The following is an 18,137-nucleotide window of genomic DNA, read 5'->3' as shown; positions in this document are numbered from 1 at the left end:
GAAGCTCGATGGCAGGAAACGCAGGCACCGACGCCGTGATTCTGGTCGGCGGTCAGGGCACGCGGCTGCGACCACTGACCCTGTCCGCACCCAAGCCGATGCTGCCGACGGCTGGACTGCCGTTCCTGACGCATTTGCTCGCCCGCATCGCCGACGCTGGGATCAACCACGTCGTGCTCGGCACATCGTTCAAGGCCGAGGTGTTCGAGGAGCATTTCGGCGACGGCGCCGATCTCGGCCTGGAACTGGAGTACGTCACCGAGACCGAACCACTCGGCACCGGTGGCGGCATCCGCAATGTGCTGCCCAAACTGCGCGCGGACAACATCATGGTGTTCAACGGTGATGTGCTCGGCGGGACCGACCTCGGCGCGATTCTCGACACTCACGAGTCCACCCACGCCGATGTGACGCTGCATCTGGTCCGGGTCAGCGATCCGCGCGCCTTCGGCTGTGTGCCCACCGACGAGAACGGCCGGGTCACCGCGTTCCTCGAGAAGACGCAGGATCCGCCGACCGACCAGATCAACGCGGGCTGTTACGTCTTCCGTCGCGAATACATCGAGAAGATCCCCTCGGGTCGCCCGGTCTCGGTGGAACGCGAGGTGTTCCCGGCGCTGCTCGCCGAGGGGGCCCGAGTCCAAGGGCATGTCGATTCCTCGTACTGGCGTGACATGGGCACCCCGGAGGACTTCGTACGCGGGTCCGCGGATCTGGTTCGCGGCATCGCCCCCTCGCCGGCACTGCCGGGGCAGCGCGGCGAATTCCTCGTCCACCAGGGTGCGGGCGTGGCGCCCGGTGCCCTGCTCATCGGCGGCACCGTCGTCGGGCGTGGTGCCGAGGTCGGCGCGGGTGCTCGGCTCGACGGCGCGATCCTATTCGACGGTGCCCGCGTGGAAGCGGGTGCCACCGTCGAACGGTCCATCATCGGCTTCGGTGCCCGCATCGGCCCCCGCGCCCTGGTGCGCGACGCTGTCATCGGCGACGGCGCCAATGTCGGCGCCCGCTGCGAGCTACTGCGTGGTGCCCGGATCTGGCCCGGTGTCGACATACCGGACGGCGGCATCCGCTTCTCGACCGATGTCTGATTCGTCGGCCGAGCACAGTCGAATCAGCTTCTGACCCGCCAGAGGTAGCGGGTCTTCGGACGTCCCGCCCGGCCGTAGTCGGAGCGACGGGTGACCAGCCCGTCCTCGGCGAGTTTCTCCAGGTAGCGCCAGGCGGTGATGCGGGATACCCCGACGCTGGTGGCGGTATCCGCGGCGGTCATGCCATCGGGGGCGGCCCGGACCGCGCGAGAAATTTCATCGAGTGTTTGCGGCGCAACACCTTTGGGTGCGGCGGCGCGTTGGTCGGAGGTGCGCAGGGCACCGAGAGCGCGGTCGATGTCCTGCTGGGAGATGGCGGTCTCGCCCGCCGGCAGCGCCGTGCGGAATTCGCGGTAGCGCTCGAGTTTGTCGCGAAATGCCGCGAAGGTGAACGGCTTCAGCAGATACAGGATGACGCCGTGAGAGACGGCGGTGCGCACCATGGCGAGATCACGGGCCGAGGTTATGGCGATGACATCGGGGCGCGGCGCCAGGCCGGTCAGCGCCGCGGCGACATCCAGTCCGCTCGCATCGGGCAGCCCGATGTCCATGAGTACCAGATCGATCGGCTCGCCCTCGGCCGCGGCGTCAGCGGCGGCACGCATCGCGTCACGCCCGGTGTGCGCGATACCTATCGGTGTGAAACCGGTGATGCGATCGACATAGGCGCGATGCGCCTCCGCGATCAGTGGTTCGTCCTCGACGATCAGGACCCGGATCATGCTCTGCCCTTTCATGGAATCGTCACCGAGACCGCGCTTTCCGGATCACGTTCGGTTCGGATATCGCCGCCGTGACGGTCGACCAAACGGTGCACCAGCGCTAGACCGAGGCCCTGATGGTCCGCCTTGGTCGAGTAGCCGCGCTCTGCGGAACGGGCGAACGCCTCGGGTGACATACCGGGACCGCTGTCGGCGACCCGGACGTAGAAACCGGCACCGAGGCCGGTTGTTTCCCCCCGTGCCGCACCAACTTCGGTTGGCTTCGCGTCCAACTGACTCACCGTCACCTCCACCCAGCCATCGGTGCCGTCCGCGGCGGCGTCGATGGCGTTATCGATCAGATTGCCGACCAACGTCACCGTCTCGTGCGCGGACAGCGGTGCGGTCGAGTCGAGCGCGGTGTCCTCGGTGATTGTCAATTCGATGCTGCGTTCGGCGGCCTGGTTCACCTTGCCGAGCAGCAGCGCCGCGAGCGCGGGATCACCGACCGAGGTGAGCAACCGATCGATAAGTGCTTGGGACAGTTCGAGTTCGGCGGTGGCGAATTCTACCGCCTCTCGGTATCGACCCAGCTCCACCATGGTGACCACGGTGTGCAGCCGGTTCGCCGATTCGTGCGCCTGAGCGCGCAACGATTCCGCGAATCCGCGCATCGAATCGAGTTCGCCCATCACCGCACGCAATTCGGTGTGGTCGCGCACCGTCATCACCGTGCCGATCGGGTGCCGCTCCCAGGTCACCACGTCCTGATTGACCAGCAAGATCCGATCGGTCGTCACGTGCATTTCGTCGCGCACCGCACCCCAGCTCATTCGCTGCATCGATAGCGGCAGATCACCGCGTCGTACCGGACCTTCGGGCAGATCGAGCAGCTTGCGGGCCTGGTCGTTGACGACCTCCGCGGAATCGTCGGAGCGCCCGAACACCACCAGCCCCTCGTGAATCGAATGAAGTACCGCGTCGTGCTGCTCGTACATCGCGCGCAGTTCGTCCGGCGCGAGACCGTGTGTCTGACGACGAATCCGGCGACTCAGCAGGAACGAGCCCGCCGCCGCGACCACCAGACCTGCGGCGGCGACACCGAGGATCAGCGGCAGCTGGGTGGCGACCTGGTCGCCGATGCGGGCGCGGGTGACTCCGGCCGATACCAGCGCGACGACCGTCGCGCCGTCGTAAATCGGCGTCACCGCGCGAATCGATGGCCCGAGGGTGCCGGTGAAGGTTTCGGTGAAGGTCTCTCCGGCCAGCGCGCGATCAATGTTGCCGCTGAAGGGCTGGCCGATCTGGCTCGGAGTGGTGTGGGTGTAGCGGGTCCGGTCCGGCGCCATCACCACGATGAAATCCATGCCGGTGTCCTGGCGGATCCGCTCGGTCACCGGCTGTAGCAAGGGCGTGGGGTCCGGGGTGCCGACCGCCGCGCGGGTCGATGGCACCTGGGCCACGCTCACCGCGACGGCGGTGACCTCACGCGTGGTCGTCACGTCGCTGTCGTGGCGGGCATCGAGCACCGCGAGTACCGCCCCGATGCTGATCATCAGCGCGAGGACCACCAGTTGCAGCACAAAGGCCTGCCCGGCCAGAGAGAGCCGACCACGTCTCACAAGCTGTCCTCACCAACGTTTGAACGTAATGCACCAAAGCGTGACCGGGGTCACGCCGGCCGCCAACATTGTCACAAGAGGTGGTGAGCCACCTCATGCCGGTACCACCGAAGAGGACAGAAACCGCCATGAGCGAGCGAACAAACAACACGGCCGAGCCAACGAAACCGCAGCGGCGCGACCGCACCCATTGGCTGTATCTCGCCGTAATCATCGCGGTGATCGCAGGAATTCTGGTCGGCTGGCTCGCGCCCGGCGTCGGTCAGTCGATGGGCCCGCTCGGGACGATGTTCGTCAATCTGATCAAGATGATGATCGCGCCGGTCATCTTCTGCACCATTGTCCTCGGTATCGGCTCGGTGCGTGCGGCCGCCACCGTCGGCAAGGTCGGTGGCCTGGCCATCGGATACTTCCTGGTGATGTCGACCGTGGCGCTCGGCATCGGCCTTGTCGTCGGCAATCTCTTGCAGCCGGGCACCGGATTGAATATCGCGAAGACCGCCAACGCCGGCGCGGAATACGCGAAGACGGCACACAGCGCGGGTGGTACCTGGGACTTCATCCAGGGCATCATTCCCACCACGCTGGTTTCCTCCCTTACGGCGGGTAGCGTGCTGCAAGCCCTGTTCGTCGCGCTGTTGGTCGGATTCGCCGTGCAGGCCATGGGCAGCGCGGGCGAGCCCATCCTGCGCGGCGTGCAGTCACTTCAGAAGCTGGTGTTCCGGATTCTGTCGATGATCCTGTGGCTGGCTCCGATCGGTGCGTTCGGCGCGATGGCGAACGTGGTCGGCAAGACCGGCCTGGATGCTGTTGTGAAGCTGGCGACCCTGATGATCGCGTTCTACCTGACCTGTCTGGTGTTTGTATTCGGTGTCCTCGGCGTGCTGATGTGGGCGGTCTCGCGGGTGTCGATCCTCAAGCTCTGCCGTTACCTGGCGCGCGAGTATCTGCTGATCGTCGGTACCTCGTCGTCGGAGTCGGCGCTGCCACGGCTGATCGCGAAGATGGAGCATCTCGGCGTCGAGCGCACCACGGTGGGTGTTGTTGTACCGGCGGGATATTCGTTCAATCTCGACGGCACCGCCATCTACCTGACCATGGCGTCGTTGTTCATTGCCGAGGCGATGGGCAAGCCACTGAGCATCGGCGAACAGATCGGCCTGCTGCTGTTCATGATTGTCGCGTCGAAGGGCGCGGCCGGAGTGACGGGCGCCGGGTTGGCGACGCTGGCGGGCGGATTGCAAAGTCACCGGCCCGAACTGCTCGACGGCGTCGGGGTGATCGTCGGCATCGACCGGTTCATGTCCGAGGCCCGCGCTCTCACCAATTTCTCCGGTAATGCGGTGGCCACCGTGCTGGTCGGCACCTGGACCAAGACGATCGACATCGATCGCGTCCGCGAGGTGCTCGATCGCAAACTGCCCTTCGACGAGCAGACCATGGTCGACGATGCGCACCGGCCGCAGCCCGAGCCCGAGCCCAAGGACCTGGTCACGGCCTAACGGGATCGTCGAACCCGGATCCCCGCCCGCCCCCTCATGGTGAGCACTCCTGTATCGCGTAGACCCCGCTGCCGGGGTGTTCAGAGGATAAGACGTGCTCCCGCTTGCGAATTCATCGGCAAGTGGGATACGTGGTCTGAGTCGTGCTGATGGCACAGTGGACCGGATGGCGGAGTTGACTTGTTCATCTCACCTGACAGCGTCGGCGCACCGGGCAGGGCACAGTGGTAACTATGGCTGATGTTGTGGTTGTCGGATCCGGACCCAATGGACTCGCCGCGGCAGTGATCCTGGCACGCGCCGGTCTCGATGTCGAGGTGCATGAGGCGCAGCAGACCGCCGGTGGCGGTTCACAGACCGCCGAGCTGACGCTGCCCGGCTATCGGCACGACGTGTGCGCGGGCGCGCATCCGATGGCATTGGCGTCGCCGTTCTTCCGCGCCTTCGATCTACCCGCGCACGGGGTGGAACTGCTGACACCACAGGTGTCCTACGCGCACCCGCTCGATGGTGGCACCGCCGGGCTGGCCTGGCACGATCTGGATCGGACCGCCGCGGATCTAGGCCGCGACGGCGCCGCCTGGCGATCGCTGTTCGGCCCATTGGTTCGGCACTGGAGCGATGTCGTCGACCTCGCGACGTCGGATCTGCGACACCTACCGGCGAACCTGCCGACCGCCATGCGTTTCGGTATGCGCATGCTCGAGCAGGGATCTCCGTTGTGGAACTTGCGGTTTCGTGACGATGTCGCGCCCGCGTTGCTGACCGGCGTCGCGACGCACGCGATCACACAACCTCGGGCGTTGCCCGCCGTCGGCGCGGGGATGCTGCTCAGTACCCTCGCACATGCGGGTGGCTGGGTGCTCCCGCGCGGTGGCAGTCAGGCCATCCCCGACGCGCTGATCGCCGAACTGCGGCGACTGGGCGGTCGCGTCATCACCGGACACCGGGTGAGTTCACTCGACGAGTTCGGAGACACCGCCGCAGTGGTATTCGACACCGCCCCAGCCGAATTGCTGCGCGTCGCAGGCTCGCGGCTACCCGATCGATTCGCCGCCCGCCTGCGCCGCTTCCGATACGGCGGCGCGGCATGCAAGGTCGATTTCGCGCTATCGGGGCCGGTGCCGTGGCAGGCCGACGGCTGCGAGCTCGCCGGAACCCTGCACCTGGTCGGCACTCGCGCGCAGGCAATGTCCGCCGAAAAGACCGTCGCCGCAGGACAACACGCACCGCGGCCGTATGTACTCGCCATCCAGCCAGGGGTGGTCGATTCGACGCGCGCCCCGGCGGGCGGCCATACCTTCTACACATACGCGCACGTCCCGAACGGCTCCACCCGTGATATGACCGACACCGTAATAGCCCAGGTCGAACGGTTCGCTCCCGGTTTCGCCGACCTCATCCTCGCCACCCATGTCCGCACCGGCGCCGAAATGCCCTCCCATAACGCCAATTACGTGGGCGGCGATATCTCTGCGGGCGCGATGACGCTGTCCCAGACCGTCTTCCGGCCCACACCACGCTGGAATCCCTACGCCACACCGCTGCCGGGTGTCTACCTGTGCTCCGCATCGACCCCGCCGGGCCCCGGCGTGCACGGTATGAACGGACTGCACGCGGCCCGCCACATCCTGCGCGAGCGTTTCGATATCCACACCGATCCGCTCGACCTGCTGCGGACGCCGGTGCTGGCGGACTGATCGCGCCGCTCAGCCACGTTGCGTGCGATAGAGATCCGGTTCCAGATAGATCATCCGCGCTGCGGGCACCGCCGCGCGTACCCGAGCCTCCGCGCCGTCGATCGCCGCGGCGATCTCGGTGATACCGAGTCCGGGAGCGATCGCGACCTTGGCGGCGACGAGCAATTCCTCCGGACCGAGGTACTGAGTCTTCAGGTGGATGACCCGATCGATGTTCGCGCCGTCCACCAGGTTGGTGCGAATGTCGTGGTCCTCCTCCGGGGTCGCGCCCTCACCGATGAGCAGGCTCTGCATCTCCACGATCAGAATCAGCGCGATGACACCGAGCAGAAGGCCGATGGCGAGCGTGCCGATACCGTCCCAGATCGGTTCGCCGGTCACTACCGTCAGCACCACCGCGGCCAGGGCGAAGACCAGACCGATCAGTGCGCCGCTGTCCTCGAGCAAAACCACCGGCAGTTCCGGACTGCGCGAATTACGGATGAACCGCCACCAGCTCGAATCGCCCTTGAGTGGCATGGATTCACGCATCGCGGTGCGGAAGCTGTATCCCTCCAACGCCACCGCGAAAACGAGGATGACGATCGCGACAATCGGCGAGGTCAGTTCCTCCGGATGCTGAATCTTGTGGATGCCCTCGTAAATCGCGTAGGCGGAACCGAGCGTGAACAGCACCAGCGCGACGATGAACGAGTAGAAGTAGCGGTTGCGCCCGTACCCGAACGGATGCAGGTCGTCGGCATCCTGCTCGGCGCGGCGCTGACCGAGCAGCAGCAGCCCCTGGTTGGCGGTGTCGGCAACCGAGTGCACGCCCTCCGCGAGCATCGACGCCGAACCGGTGATCGCCGCGCCGACGAACTTCGCCACCGCGATCCCCGCGTTCGCCGATAATGCGGCGAGAATCGCCTTCTTACCGCCACCAGCCGACACCGCGCCTCCTGTGTTTATTTGCCGCTGGCGCGGCGTGTTCACGGCCGCGAACGGTCGCTCGTAAGACTCGCTCCGTTGTGGGTGCGTGGGGCCTAGAGCTTTCGAATGGACAGCTCTTTCGAATAGACAGCTTAGGGGAGGGGGTGGCGTGAGGGCCATTCGAGCGGTTTTGCGCTGGTCAGGTGGTACCGCCGACACAGGCGCAGAAGAGCTGTGCGTTGCCGTCGACCGCCTGGGCGCGGATGTCGGTGTCCGAGGCGGAGATCCAGGCCGCGGCGCCGCGTTCCAGCACGAGCTGGTCGTCCTGGTGCAGTAGCCGTACGGTACCGGAGGTGCACAGTACGATTCCTGGGCCCGCCGAGGTCAGCGGTACCTGTCCGGAACCGGCGGTCAGGTCGAAGCGGCGCAGCGCGAATTCGGGTGCGGGGGTGCGGTAGCGGACCGATCCGTCGCCGACTGGTTCCGGCAGCACCACCGGCAGGTCGATGGGCTCGAAATCCAGTACCCGCAACAGTTCCGGCACATCGACGTGCTTGGGCGTGAGACCACCGCGCAGCACATTGTCGGAGTTGGCCATGATTTCCACGCAGACGCCACGCAGGTAGGCGTGCAGATTCCCGGCCGCGAGGAAAAGGCCCTGTCCTGGCTGGAGTGTCAGACGGTTGAGCAGTAGTGCCGCGAGTACACCTGCGTCGCCCGGATAGGCTTCGGCGAGCTCGAGTGTGGTGCGCGCCTCGGGGATGAATTCCCGAGAACCCTTGTCGGACAGGTACTCGACGCACCCGTCGAGTACCTGCGGCAGCAGCGTGGCCAGCGCGGTCTGGGGCAGGGTGATCCAGGTGGTGAACAGAGTTCGCAAACCGGCCGAATCAGGTTGGGCGGCAAGCAGATCCGCGTACGGATGAAGGCCGGGCACGTCGAGGGCTCGCAGTAGTTCCACCGTGCGTTCCGGCGGCCGGAATCCGGCCAGCGCCTCGAACCGATCCAATGCGACCACCAGTTCGGGCTTGTGGTTCTCGTCGCGGTAATTGCGCATCGGCGAATCGAACGGCACCCGCGTCCGGTTCTCGTGTTCGAATCCGGCCTTGGCCTGTGCCGAGCTCGGATGCGCCTGTAGCGATAACGGTTCCTCGGCCGCGAGGATCTTCAGTAGGAACGGCAGTCGTCCATTGAATTCCCGTGCGGCGGAACCTAGTTCCCGGTCCGGATCGCCGGAGACCAACTCCAGCAGTGAGCGGGTCCGGCCGCCGATACGCACGTGCGCGGGGTCGGCGGGATGGGCGCCGAACCATAGTTCGGCTTCCGGATGCGCGGACGGTGCCGGTCGGCCGCACAACTGAGCGAGCGCGGTGCGCGAGCCCCAGGCATAGGAACGCAGCGCACCAACGAGTTCGTGCACTAGTAACGTCCCCCGTACTGTTCTTGATTTTCCGTCGTGCCGACGCGCGAACCGAGCAGCCGCAGATAGGCAGCGGCCATTTCGAGCCGCACCGCGAGCACCGCGAGTTGTTCGATCTCGGTGCCGTGCCCGGTGGTACCGCCGCCGCCCTCGCCGAGGCCCGGTTCATCTTTCCGTGCCGGTGTCGGCACCGAAGGATCGGTCAGCGTGGTGTGCAGCAGATCGACGTCGGCGCTCACCAGGTCGGCGTCCACCGGTCCCGATCCGCCACCGAACACGGCGAGCCTGCGTCGTGCGGCGGACTTGTCGACATCGGTGCTGAGCGCGAATACCCGAATGCGGTCCACCGGTACGGGGCCGTCGAGTTCCTCATCGTGGAACAGCGGATCGAAATTCGGCGCGGCATTTCCCGAGACCTCGACCATTCGGGGATTCGCCGCGACGGCCTCGGCGAGATCGACCGCGGTGGCCACCCGGCCCGCGGACTGCAACAGCACCTCGGCAGCATGCTCGGCCAGCTCCGCCGTGGCGGGGGAGTCGCCCGCGAGCACGATCCCGTGCTGGTGCATGCGCGAGGCCAGGGTCTTGGCCGGATTATGGAAGACCTCGTGGTGCGGCCCGTCGCGCAACGCTTCCGCGTCGAGCACATCGGCGAGCTCGGACAGATCGGGCACCGCCGCGCCCGCGCGCGCCGGATCGACGATGCGCAGCACCGCTACTCCGGCGGCCAGGAACCGCAGCAGCCGATTGTGGTCGAGCACCCGCACGCGTGGCTGGAGCAGCGCCGCACGGCCCGCCGCCGCCGCGCGGAGCGGCCCTTCGTGCGGTGCCGCGACAACCACTTCGGCGCCGCGGCGCACCGCTCGGTCGATCGCGTCGATCAATCGCGGATCGCCCGCGTCATCGCCCGCGACGATCACCACGTCGAGCGGTCCGACCCATGGCGGCAATGCGGTCACCGGGACGATGGGCAGGCTCGCCCGGTCGCCGAGCGTGGCGACGAGCAAATGTGCGGCGCGTGCGGCCCGGCCCGCGCCGGATACCAGTACCACGCTGCGTGGGCGTATATCGGCGAGGCGTGCGAGCACGTCCTCGTCGACGGCCGCCGCGGTGGCACGCACCTGCGCGCCACCGGAAGCGGCAGAACGTAGGGCGCCACCGTTATCGGCAGCCTCCAGTGAAGCGGCATCGTCGAGGTCGAGTACCGGGGTTCCAGCGATCATCGGGTGTCCCACCTCCCCTCATCGCGCTGTGCCATCCACACCGAACCCAGGTCGGGCGAATCCAAGGCCTGTGATTCCACTATTCCAGTCAGGAGCGAACGATGCTCAGAATCTCGGTTACGAGTGCGTCTACTTCCTCCGGCGATCGGGCCTCGACGTTCAGCCTGAGCAACGGTTCGGTGTTCGACGCGCGAAGATTGAACCAGGCATCCTCGGCGAGTTGTACCGTCACCCCGTCCATCCGGTCGATCGATACCGCCCGCTCTTCGAACGCCTCGACCACGGCTAGTGTCCGTTCCTGTGCGTCCACGACGGTCGAGTTGATCTCGCCGGATGCCGCGTACGTCGCGTACGACGACATCAGCTCCGAGATCGGCCGATCCTTCTCGCCGAGCGCGGCGAGCACATGCAGCGCGGCCAGCATCCCGGAATCCGCGCCCCAGAAATCGCGGAAGTAATAGTGTGCCGAGTGCTCACCGCCGAATACCGCGCCGGTGGCGGCCATCTCCTGCTTGATGAACGAATGGCCGACCCGGGTGCGCACCGGGGTGCCGCCGAGCTCACTCACCAGCTCGGGCACCGTGTGCGAGGTGATCAGGTTGTGGATAATGACCGCGCCCGGCTCCTTGGCCAGTTCGCGCTCGGCCACCAGCGCGGTGATCGCCGAGGGCGAGACCGGGTCGCCGTTCTCGTCCACCACGAAACATCGGTCGGCGTCGCCGTCGAAGGCCAGGCCGATGTCGGCGCTGGACTTGCGCACCAGGTCCTGCAGATCCACCAGGTTCTTCGGGTCCAGCGGGTTGGCCTCGTGGTTGGGGAACGAGCCGTCGAGCTCGAAGTACAGCGGTACAACAGTCAACTGGGTCAGCGCGCCGAGCACCGCGGGCACGGTGTGCCCGCCCATGCCGTTGCCCGCGTCCACCGCGACCGTCAGCGGGCGGATCTCATCGAGTTCGACCAGTCCGCGCAGGTACTGCGCGTAATCGTCGAGCAGGTCGAGATTCGTTGCGCTGCCACGCGATCCGTCGTAGCCGGGAACGCCCTCGATGAGCTCGTTCTTGATCGTGGCAAGGCCGGTGTCCTGGCCGACCGGAAGTGCCTTCGCGCGGCACATCTTGATGCCGTTGTAGCGGGCCGGGTTGTGGCTCGCGGTGAACATGGCGCCGGGGCAATCCAGGTGACCGGAAGCGAAGTACAGCTGATCGGTGGACGCGAGCCCGATGTGCACGACATCGAGTCCCTGGCCCAGTACGCCGTCGGCGAAGGCGGTGGCCAGACTCGGCGAAGAATCACGCATATCGTGTCCGATGACTACCCGGTTCGCACCCTCGGCGCGCATCAGCCTGGCAAAGGAAGCCCCTACGTCCCTGACGAATTCGCCGTCGACTTGTTCGCCGACTACCCCGCGAACGTCGTAAGCCTTGATCACCGCGTTCACGAATTCGGCAGAGCGCGCGTCTGTCATGGGAACCACCCTAGTGGTTGCCGCGGACACTCCCGACACTGGTCAGCCAGGGGGGTCGGGCAGTACTCGCAGATGCCCGCGCCGGCCGGTACGGGTGGTGCGGGGCGGCGGCGGGGCATAGTCAGCGTAGCCGCGCTGATCGTGTTCGGGCGGCCGACGGCGCAGGCCGGCCTCGCGTACGGCTTCGGCCAGTGCGGTCAGATCGTCGTCATCCGGTGTGCTGGAGGAGAATCCGCCTTCATGGCGAACCATCTCCCAGCCTTTCGGGGCGGTGATCCTGGAGCCGTGGGTTTCGCAGAGATCCCAGGAATGCGGTTCCGCGACCGTCGCGAGCGGGCCTACCACTGCCGTCGAGTCGGAATACACATAGGTGAGCGTCGCGACGGCCGGATTCTTGCAACCTGGTCGGCAACAACGACGCATGGGGATCACGACGTCGAGAGTAACCCGGTCGACGGTCGGATGGAGGCAGACACGCTCGAGTGTCAGGTGAGACTTGTCCGAATCTCGCTGGGTGCCTAGCCCTCTTCGGGGTCGATGAGGTCGGGGTCGACGCCGAGGTAGGTGGCTATCTGCTGGACGAGAACCTCGCGCAGTAGATCGATGAGGTCGTCCGGGTCGCCGGCGCGCAGTTCGAGTGGTTTCCGAAACAGCACCACCCTGGCGCGGGTCGCGACGCCGTGCCGATCGACGCCCGCCGGTATGAGTCGCGAAAGTGGTACCGGCCCGTCGGCCACCACCTCGTCCGGCCAGGTGACCGAATCAGGGTGCAGCGGACGGATTTTCGGCACGTCGTCGACCGCGATGTCCAACTTGGTGAGCCGATCGTGCCAGCGGGTGTCCAGCGGTGCGAAGGCTTCCAGCACCAGTCGATCGAACTGCTGACCGCGGGTCCGCCAAGCCGGCACGGTCGGTGGCAGCATCGGCCCGCGCAATCCGCGACCCCTGCGGATAACCGACCGTGCGGTAGGCGGTCGTCGGTTCCGGAAATGCGCCATGCATGAAATCTAGGCCAGCCCGCCCCGATGGTGTACATCGAGGCGAGCCGGGCTCACGTCTTTAACCGATACCGCGCTTGAGACGGCGCCGCTCACGTTCGGAGAGGCCGCCCCAGATGCCGAAGCGTTCATCATGTGCGAGTGCGTATTCCAGGCACTCACCGCGTACCTCGCAGCCCAGGCAGATCCGCTTCGCCTCGCGGGTCGAGCCGCCCTTCTCGGGGAAGAACGCCTCGGGATCTGTTTGGGCACACAGGGCCCGCTCCTGCCACTGTTCTTCGATGGATTCGAACATCTCATCGAAGCCCGTGACGACCAAGCTGAGCAGGGGTGGTGCTGAGACTTCGTTAACCCCCTCATGCTCGATCCGGCCGATGTCTGTGCAGACGCCACGTGCTGCGCCTGCTGTGGAATCGGTCGGCGAGACCATGTCGTTGGCCATCGCTCCGCCTCCTCACTGTGTGTTAGCGCAGAATGATTCTTTCCGTCGGGCCAACACGGACGCCGACGGCCCTACCCCGCGACGTTGTCTCGCGGACATCCCCGAGCTTGTCATTCCGGTGCGAACATCTGTTCGAAATGCTATCCGCGCCTTGGGCTCTCGCGCGAACCCGAAAATGACATGACTGTGATTAGACACGCCGGACGTGTCGATGGTCAAGCCGCTGTCGCTATTCCGTTACTATCCGCAACCGCATTCCGCGTTGATCTTGAACCATGGAATAGCAAATGAGCAGCAAATATGTCCTGAACCGCGCCCGCTTCGGCACCGCATAGGCTGTGTGGATGTGACTCCAGAACAAGCGGGCACCGCACCCGCTAATGGGCCTCGGATCGCCGTCCTGGTGGGCGGAGTCGGTGGCGCGCGATTCTTGCAAGGCGTTCGAGAACTACTGCCCGAGGCGGATGTTTCCGCGATCGTCAACGTCGGTGACGACGTCTGGATGCACGGCCTCCGTATCTGCCCCGACCTCGATACCTGCATGTACACCCTCGGTGGTGGAATTGATACCGACCGCGGTTGGGGCAGGGTCGGCGAAACCTGGCATGCCAAGGAAGAGCTGGCCAAATATCAAGCCCAGCCGGATTGGTTCGGGCTGGGGGACCGTGATATCGCGACGCACTTGGTTCGTAGTGAAATGTTGCGCGCCGGGTATCCGCTCTCCGCGGTAACGGAGGCGCTATGCAATCGGTGGCAGCCCGGCGTAAAACTGATCCCCGCAACCGACGATCGTTGTGAAACGCACGTCGTTGTGAGTGACCGCGACAACTCTGGCGAACGCCGCGCGATCCATTTCCAGGAGTGGTGGGTTCGCTACCGCGCGGACATCGAGACTCATGGATTCGCCACAATTGGGGCGGATGGAGCCACCCCTGCGCCAAATGTGATAGAGATCATATCTACTGCCGACGTCGTCTTGTTGGCTCCGTCGAACCCGGTGGTGAGCATCGGTTCGATCCTCGCCGTGCCCGGCATTCGCGGCGCGCTGCGCACCACCGAGGCCAAGGTGATCGGAGTGTCCGGTGTAATCGACGGGAAACCGCTGCGCGGCATGGCGGACGAGTGCCTTTCGGTGATCGGCGTCGATACCACGGCCGAGGCGATCGGCCGCTATTACGGTGCGCGCTCGGCCACCGGAATCCTCGATGGCTGGCTGATCCACAGCACCGACACCGCCGACGTGCCCGGCGTCGAGGTACGCAGTGTGCCGCTGTTGATGACCGATCCGCCTACCACCGCCGAGATTGTGCGGGAGGCGCTCGACCTCGCGGGAGTGAAGCCGTGACCGAACAGGAGATCGTGACCGAGCGCGAAGCCGGGCTCGACCGGTTCGACGGCGATCATGCGGCGGCCGAGCTGCGGATTCTGCCGATCATCGGGTTGCCGGAATTCCGGCCCGGCGACGACCTCGCCGAGCATATCGCCGCGTGCGCGCCGTGGTTGGTGGACGGGGACATCCTCGTGGTGACGAGCAAGATCGTGGCCAAGGCAGAGGGGCGGATTGTCGCCGCCCCGCTGGACCCCGAAGAACGCGACGTGGCGCGGCGCAAGCTTGTCGACCAGGAAGCTGTGCGGGTGCTCGCACGTAAGGGCCGCACCCTCATCACCGAGAACAAGCTCGGCATCGTTCAGGCCGCCTCGGGGGTGGACGGCTCCAATGTCGAACAGGGCGAACTGGTGTTGTTGCCCGCCGATCCGGATGCCAGCGCCAAGGCGCTGCGCGGGGCATTGGCCGAACGGCTCGGGGTTCGTGTCGCGGTGGTCATCACCGACACGATGGGACGTGCGTGGCGCAATGGCCAGACCGATGCCGCCATCGGCGCCGCCGGGCTGCGGGTACTGCACGACTACGCGGGGGCGACCGACGGGCAGGGGAATGAACTGCAAGTTACCCAGGTCGCGGTCGCCGACGAACTCGCGGCCGCCGCGGACCTGGTGAAGGGCAAGCTCGGTGGCGTTCCGGTCGCGGTGGTGCGTGGGCTGCCGGTCAGCGACGACGGATCGACGGCGGCCGATCTACTGCGCGGCGGTGTCGAAGACCTGTTCTGGCTCGGCACCGCGGAGGCGATCGAAAAGGGGCGCTCGGAGGCGGTGCTGCTGCGCCGGTCGGTCCGGGAGTTCGCGGCCGCGCCGGTTGATCCTGAGCGTATTCGCGCGGCCGTCGCGGTGGCGTTGACCGCGCCCGCGCCGCATCACACTCATCCGGTGCGATTCGTCTGGTTGCGCAAGCGGGGCCTGCGCGACCAACTGCTCGAGGCGATGGCGGAGAAGTGGCGCGCCGACCTCACCGCCGACGGTTTGTCGCCCGAGCGGGTTGAGCGCCGAATCGCTCGTGGCGGAATCCTTTTCGACGCCCCGGAGGTGATCATCCCGTTCTGTGTGCCCGACGGTGCGCACGACTACCCGGACGAGCGGCGTCGCGCGAACGAGCGGACCATGTTCACCGTCGCGGTCGGCGCCGCGGTGCAGGGGCTGCTTGTCGCCCTGGCCGCCGAGGGGCTCGGTAGCTGCTGGATCGGATCCACCATCTTCGCGCCGGAGATCACTCGTGACGTGCTTGGTCTCGACGAGGACTGGAATCCGCTGGGCGGCATCGCTATCGGTCATCCGCTCGAGGAACTGACCCCACGTCTGGTGTCCGGCTCCGGTGCCGGCCTGGTCGAACTGTGAGCGCGGGCTCGCTGCACCGGTCGGCCACGGCGTTGCTCGAATCCTGGTCTCCCGCAGTGGGTTCGGACGCTTCGCTGCGTGAGGCCATGCTGGCCTTCCTTGGTTGCGCACCGCGCGGCTGCCTGCGCGCGCATGTCCCCGGCCACATCACCGCGTCGGCGGTCGTGTTCTCCCACGATCAACGCGAGGTGCTGCTGACGCTGCATCCTCGGGTCGGTCGCTGGATACAGCTCGGCGGCCACTGTGAGGAGACCGACGACACCGTCGCGGGCGCGGCACTGCGCGAGGCCACCGAGGAATCGGGCATCGAAGACCTGTGTCTGGATCCGGAGCTGTACGGAGCTCAGGCGCATCCGATCACGTGCTCGCTCGGTGTCCCCACTCGGCATCTGGATCTGTTGTTCCGGATCGTCGCGCCGCTCGGCGCGGTCCCGGTGCGCAGCGCCGAATCCACCGACCTGCGCTGGTGGCCGATCGACGCGCTGCCAGCCGACGCGGATGTGCTGTTGCGTTGACAGGTCGTTGTAATGACCCCGTTCCAGCTCGGTGAGCGGGCGCGGTTTTGTTCAGCTTTACAAATCTATTGATTTGTATAGACAAGAGACAAGTCGATATCTAATGTCAATATCAGGTGGTAACGCGCATCACATATGGTGTGCCGCTCTGAATGGAGACAACCATGTCGACAGATACCGATACGTCCGCCCGGCATGTCGAGGCGTCGGCGTGGCGTGATCGCAAGCGCTATATGTGGCTATGGGGGCTGTTCGCCCCAACCGGCCTTTTCACGATCGGCTTGCCGCTGATCTGGGCGTTCAACGAATTGGGCTGGCATCGCCTGGCCGAGGTGCCGTTCTGGCTGGGGCCGGTGCTGGTCTATGTGCTGATCCCGCTGGCCGATATCTTCTTCGGCCCGGATGGTGACAACCCGCCGGACGAGGTGATGGAGTACTTGGAGAACGACAAGTACTACCGCTATCTCACCTACCTGTATCTGCCGTTCCAGTACGCGACGCTGATCATGGCGTGCTACCTGATCGCCGCGGACAATGTGAGCTGGCTCGGGATGGACGGCGGCTTGAATATCGTCGACAAGATCGGCCTGGCGTTGACCGTCGGCATGATCGGCGGTATCGGTATCAACACCGCGCACGAACTCGGGCACAAGAAGGTCGACCTGGAGCGCTGGCTGTCGCGGATCGCGCTGGCCCAGTCGTTCTACGGGCACTTCTACATCGAGCACAACCGTGGTCATCACGTGCGCGTCGCGACGCCGGAGGATCCCGCGAGTTCCCGTGTGGGCGAGTCATTCTGGGCGTTCTGGCCGCGCACCGTCTGGGGCAGCCTGACCTCCTCGTGGCGACTGGAGCGGGCTCGGTTGGAGCGGCTCGGCAAGAAGCCGTGGAGCCTCCGGAACGAGGTGCTCAGCGCCTGGCTCATGTCGGCGGTGTTGTACCTGGTGCTGATCGCGGTGTTCGGTATCGCCGTGCTGCCGTATCTGATCCTGCAGGCGGTGATCGGTTTCAGCCTGCTCGAGTCGGTCAACTACCTCGAGCACTACGGCCTGGTTCGACAGCGGACCGCGTCAGGCCGGTATGAGCGGCCCGCACCGGTGCACAGCTGGAACAGCGACCACATCGTCACCAATATCTTCCTGTATCACCTGCAGCGCCACAGCGACCATCACGCGTATCCGACCCGGCGTTATCAGACGCTGCGCAGCTGGGACGGTGCGCCGAACCTGCCGAGTGGCTACGCCAGCATGATCCTGCTGGCCTACTTCCCGCCGCTGTGGCGTCGGGTGATGGACAAGCGGGTACTCGCGCACTATGGCGGTGACATCACCCTGGCGAACATCCATCCGGCCAAGCGGGACAAGGTGATCGCGCGCTACGGTGCCGGGGCTACGGGTGTCGGTGGTGGTACGGAGGCGAGCCCGGTATGAGCGCGTTTCGATGCCCTGTTTGCGATTACGTCTATGACGAGGCGAAAGGTGCGCCGCACGAGGGATTCCCGGCGGGCACCGCGTGGGCCGTGGTTCCGGAGGACTGGTGCTGTCCGGACTGCGGCGTGCGGGAAAAAATCGACTTCGAGCCGGTCGGCGGACCGGGTGCGGATATCGCAAAAGGCAAAGGAGCCGGGAAGTGACCGAGTACAAGCTGTTCCAATGTATCCAGTGCGGCTTCGAATACGACGAGGCGAAGGGCTGGCCCGATGACGGGATCGAACCGGGAACCCGCTGGGACGACATCCCCGACGATTGGACCTGCCCGGACTGTGGTGCCGCGAAGGCCGACTTCTACATGGTCGAGATCGAGCGGTCGTGAGATTTTGACT

Annotated in this window: 18 protein-coding genes; 9 read left to right on the top strand and 9 right to left on the bottom strand. The window is 65.9% G+C overall.

Annotated elements, in window-relative coordinates:
* The first annotated feature begins 8 nt into the window (after positions 1–8).
* A complete protein-coding gene (gene manB / locus LKE06_RS01060) occupies positions 9–1,088 on the top strand; it encodes a mannose-1-phosphate guanylyltransferase (RefSeq protein WP_227996356.1) in 1,080 nt (359 codons plus the stop codon).
* 23 nt (positions 1,089–1,111) lie between these two features.
* Here manB and LKE06_RS01055 read toward each other — a convergent pair whose 3' ends face one another.
* Positions 1,112–1,810, bottom strand: a complete 699-nt coding sequence (locus tag LKE06_RS01055; RefSeq protein ID WP_227999224.1) for a response regulator — start codon at positions 1,808–1,810, stop codon at positions 1,112–1,114.
* An 11-nt stretch (positions 1,811–1,821) separates the two neighbouring features.
* Positions 1,822–3,345, bottom strand: coding sequence for a sensor histidine kinase (locus LKE06_RS01050; RefSeq protein ID WP_227999223.1), 1,524 nt, complete (start codon positions 3,343–3,345; stop codon positions 1,822–1,824).
* Positions 3,346–3,539: 194 nt separating this feature from the next.
* On the opposite strand from LKE06_RS01050, the gene LKE06_RS01045 reads away from it, so the two are divergent.
* Together LKE06_RS01045 and LKE06_RS01040 are read left to right on the top strand one after the other, a co-directional pair.
* Entirely contained in the window at positions 3,540–4,913 is a 1,374-nt protein-coding gene (locus LKE06_RS01045) for a cation:dicarboxylate symporter family transporter (RefSeq protein ID WP_227996354.1), read from the top strand.
* A 233-nt stretch (positions 4,914–5,146) separates the two neighbouring features.
* Positions 5,147–6,613 carry a phytoene desaturase family protein gene (locus LKE06_RS01040; protein WP_227996352.1) on the top strand — a complete coding sequence of 489 codons (1,467 nt, stop codon included), beginning with the start codon at positions 5,147–5,149 and terminating at the stop codon, positions 6,611–6,613.
* Positions 6,614–6,622: 9 nt separating this feature from the next.
* Here the strand turns inward: LKE06_RS01040 and LKE06_RS01035 are convergent, their stop codons facing one another.
* The 7 genes from LKE06_RS01035 to LKE06_RS01005 form a co-directional block, all read right to left on the bottom strand.
* Entirely contained in the window at positions 6,623–7,543 is a 921-nt protein-coding gene (locus tag LKE06_RS01035) for a cation diffusion facilitator family transporter (RefSeq protein ID WP_227996350.1), read from the bottom strand.
* A gap of 178 nt (positions 7,544–7,721) precedes the next feature.
* Positions 7,722–8,942, bottom strand: a complete 1,221-nt coding sequence (gene manA, locus LKE06_RS01030) for a mannose-6-phosphate isomerase, class I (protein WP_227996348.1) — start codon at positions 8,940–8,942, stop codon at positions 7,722–7,724.
* A complete protein-coding gene (locus tag LKE06_RS01025; protein ID WP_227996346.1) occupies positions 8,942–10,165 on the bottom strand; it encodes a tobH protein in 1,224 nt (407 codons plus the stop codon). The genes manA and LKE06_RS01025 overlap by 1 nt, the downstream gene beginning before the upstream one ends.
* Positions 10,166–10,253: 88 nt before the next feature.
* Positions 10,254–11,630 (bottom strand): phosphomannomutase/phosphoglucomutase, encoded by a 1,377-nt coding sequence (locus LKE06_RS01020; RefSeq protein WP_227996344.1) that lies wholly within the window; start codon positions 11,628–11,630, stop codon positions 10,254–10,256.
* A 42-nt stretch (positions 11,631–11,672) separates the two neighbouring features.
* Positions 11,673–12,053 carry a DUF3499 domain-containing protein gene (locus LKE06_RS01015; RefSeq protein ID WP_255648657.1) on the bottom strand — a complete coding sequence of 127 codons (381 nt, stop codon included), beginning with the start codon at positions 12,051–12,053 and terminating at the stop codon, positions 11,673–11,675.
* 95 nt (positions 12,054–12,148) lie between these two features.
* On the bottom strand, positions 12,149–12,628 hold the full coding sequence (locus tag LKE06_RS01010) for a metallopeptidase family protein (protein WP_227996340.1): 480 nt from the start codon (positions 12,626–12,628) through the stop codon (positions 12,149–12,151).
* Between the two features lie 61 nt (positions 12,629–12,689).
* Positions 12,690–12,923 carry a WhiB family transcriptional regulator gene (locus LKE06_RS01005; RefSeq protein WP_227999222.1) on the bottom strand — a complete coding sequence of 78 codons (234 nt, stop codon included), beginning with the start codon at positions 12,921–12,923 and terminating at the stop codon, positions 12,690–12,692.
* Positions 12,924–13,416: 493 nt separating this feature from the next.
* On the opposite strand from LKE06_RS01005, the gene cofD reads away from it, so the two are divergent.
* The 6 genes from cofD to LKE06_RS00975 all read left to right on the top strand — a co-directional run bounded on the left by cofD (position 13,417) and on the right by LKE06_RS00975 (position 18,127).
* Complete coding sequence (gene cofD / locus LKE06_RS01000; protein ID WP_227996338.1) at positions 13,417–14,415, top strand: 2-phospho-L-lactate transferase; 999 nt, start codon at positions 13,417–13,419, stop codon at positions 14,413–14,415.
* On the top strand, positions 14,412–15,800 hold the full coding sequence (locus tag LKE06_RS00995) for a coenzyme F420-0:L-glutamate ligase (RefSeq protein WP_372477268.1): 1,389 nt from the start codon (positions 14,412–14,414) through the stop codon (positions 15,798–15,800). The genes cofD and LKE06_RS00995 overlap by 4 nt, the downstream gene beginning before the upstream one ends.
* Positions 15,797–16,315, top strand: a complete 519-nt coding sequence (locus tag LKE06_RS00990; RefSeq protein ID WP_227996336.1) for an NUDIX hydrolase — start codon at positions 15,797–15,799, stop codon at positions 16,313–16,315. Before LKE06_RS00995 ends, LKE06_RS00990 begins: the two co-directional genes overlap by 4 nt.
* 164 nt (positions 16,316–16,479) lie before the next feature.
* Positions 16,480–17,745 (top strand): alkane 1-monooxygenase, encoded by a 1,266-nt coding sequence (locus LKE06_RS00985; RefSeq protein WP_227996335.1) that lies wholly within the window; start codon positions 16,480–16,482, stop codon positions 17,743–17,745.
* A complete protein-coding gene (locus tag LKE06_RS00980) occupies positions 17,742–17,948 on the top strand; it encodes a rubredoxin (RefSeq protein ID WP_227996332.1) in 207 nt (68 codons plus the stop codon). Before LKE06_RS00985 ends, LKE06_RS00980 begins: the two co-directional genes overlap by 4 nt.
* On the top strand, positions 17,945–18,127 hold the full coding sequence (locus LKE06_RS00975; protein WP_227996330.1) for a rubredoxin: 183 nt from the start codon (positions 17,945–17,947) through the stop codon (positions 18,125–18,127). The genes LKE06_RS00980 and LKE06_RS00975 overlap by 4 nt, the downstream gene beginning before the upstream one ends.
* Positions 18,128–18,137: the final 10 nt, after the last annotated feature.

It is taken from the genome of Nocardia australiensis (assembly GCF_020733705.1).
GTDB lineage: Bacteria > Actinomycetota > Actinomycetes > Mycobacteriales > Mycobacteriaceae > Nocardia > Nocardia australiensis.
This window is presented reverse-complemented; position numbering and strand designations above follow the sequence as displayed.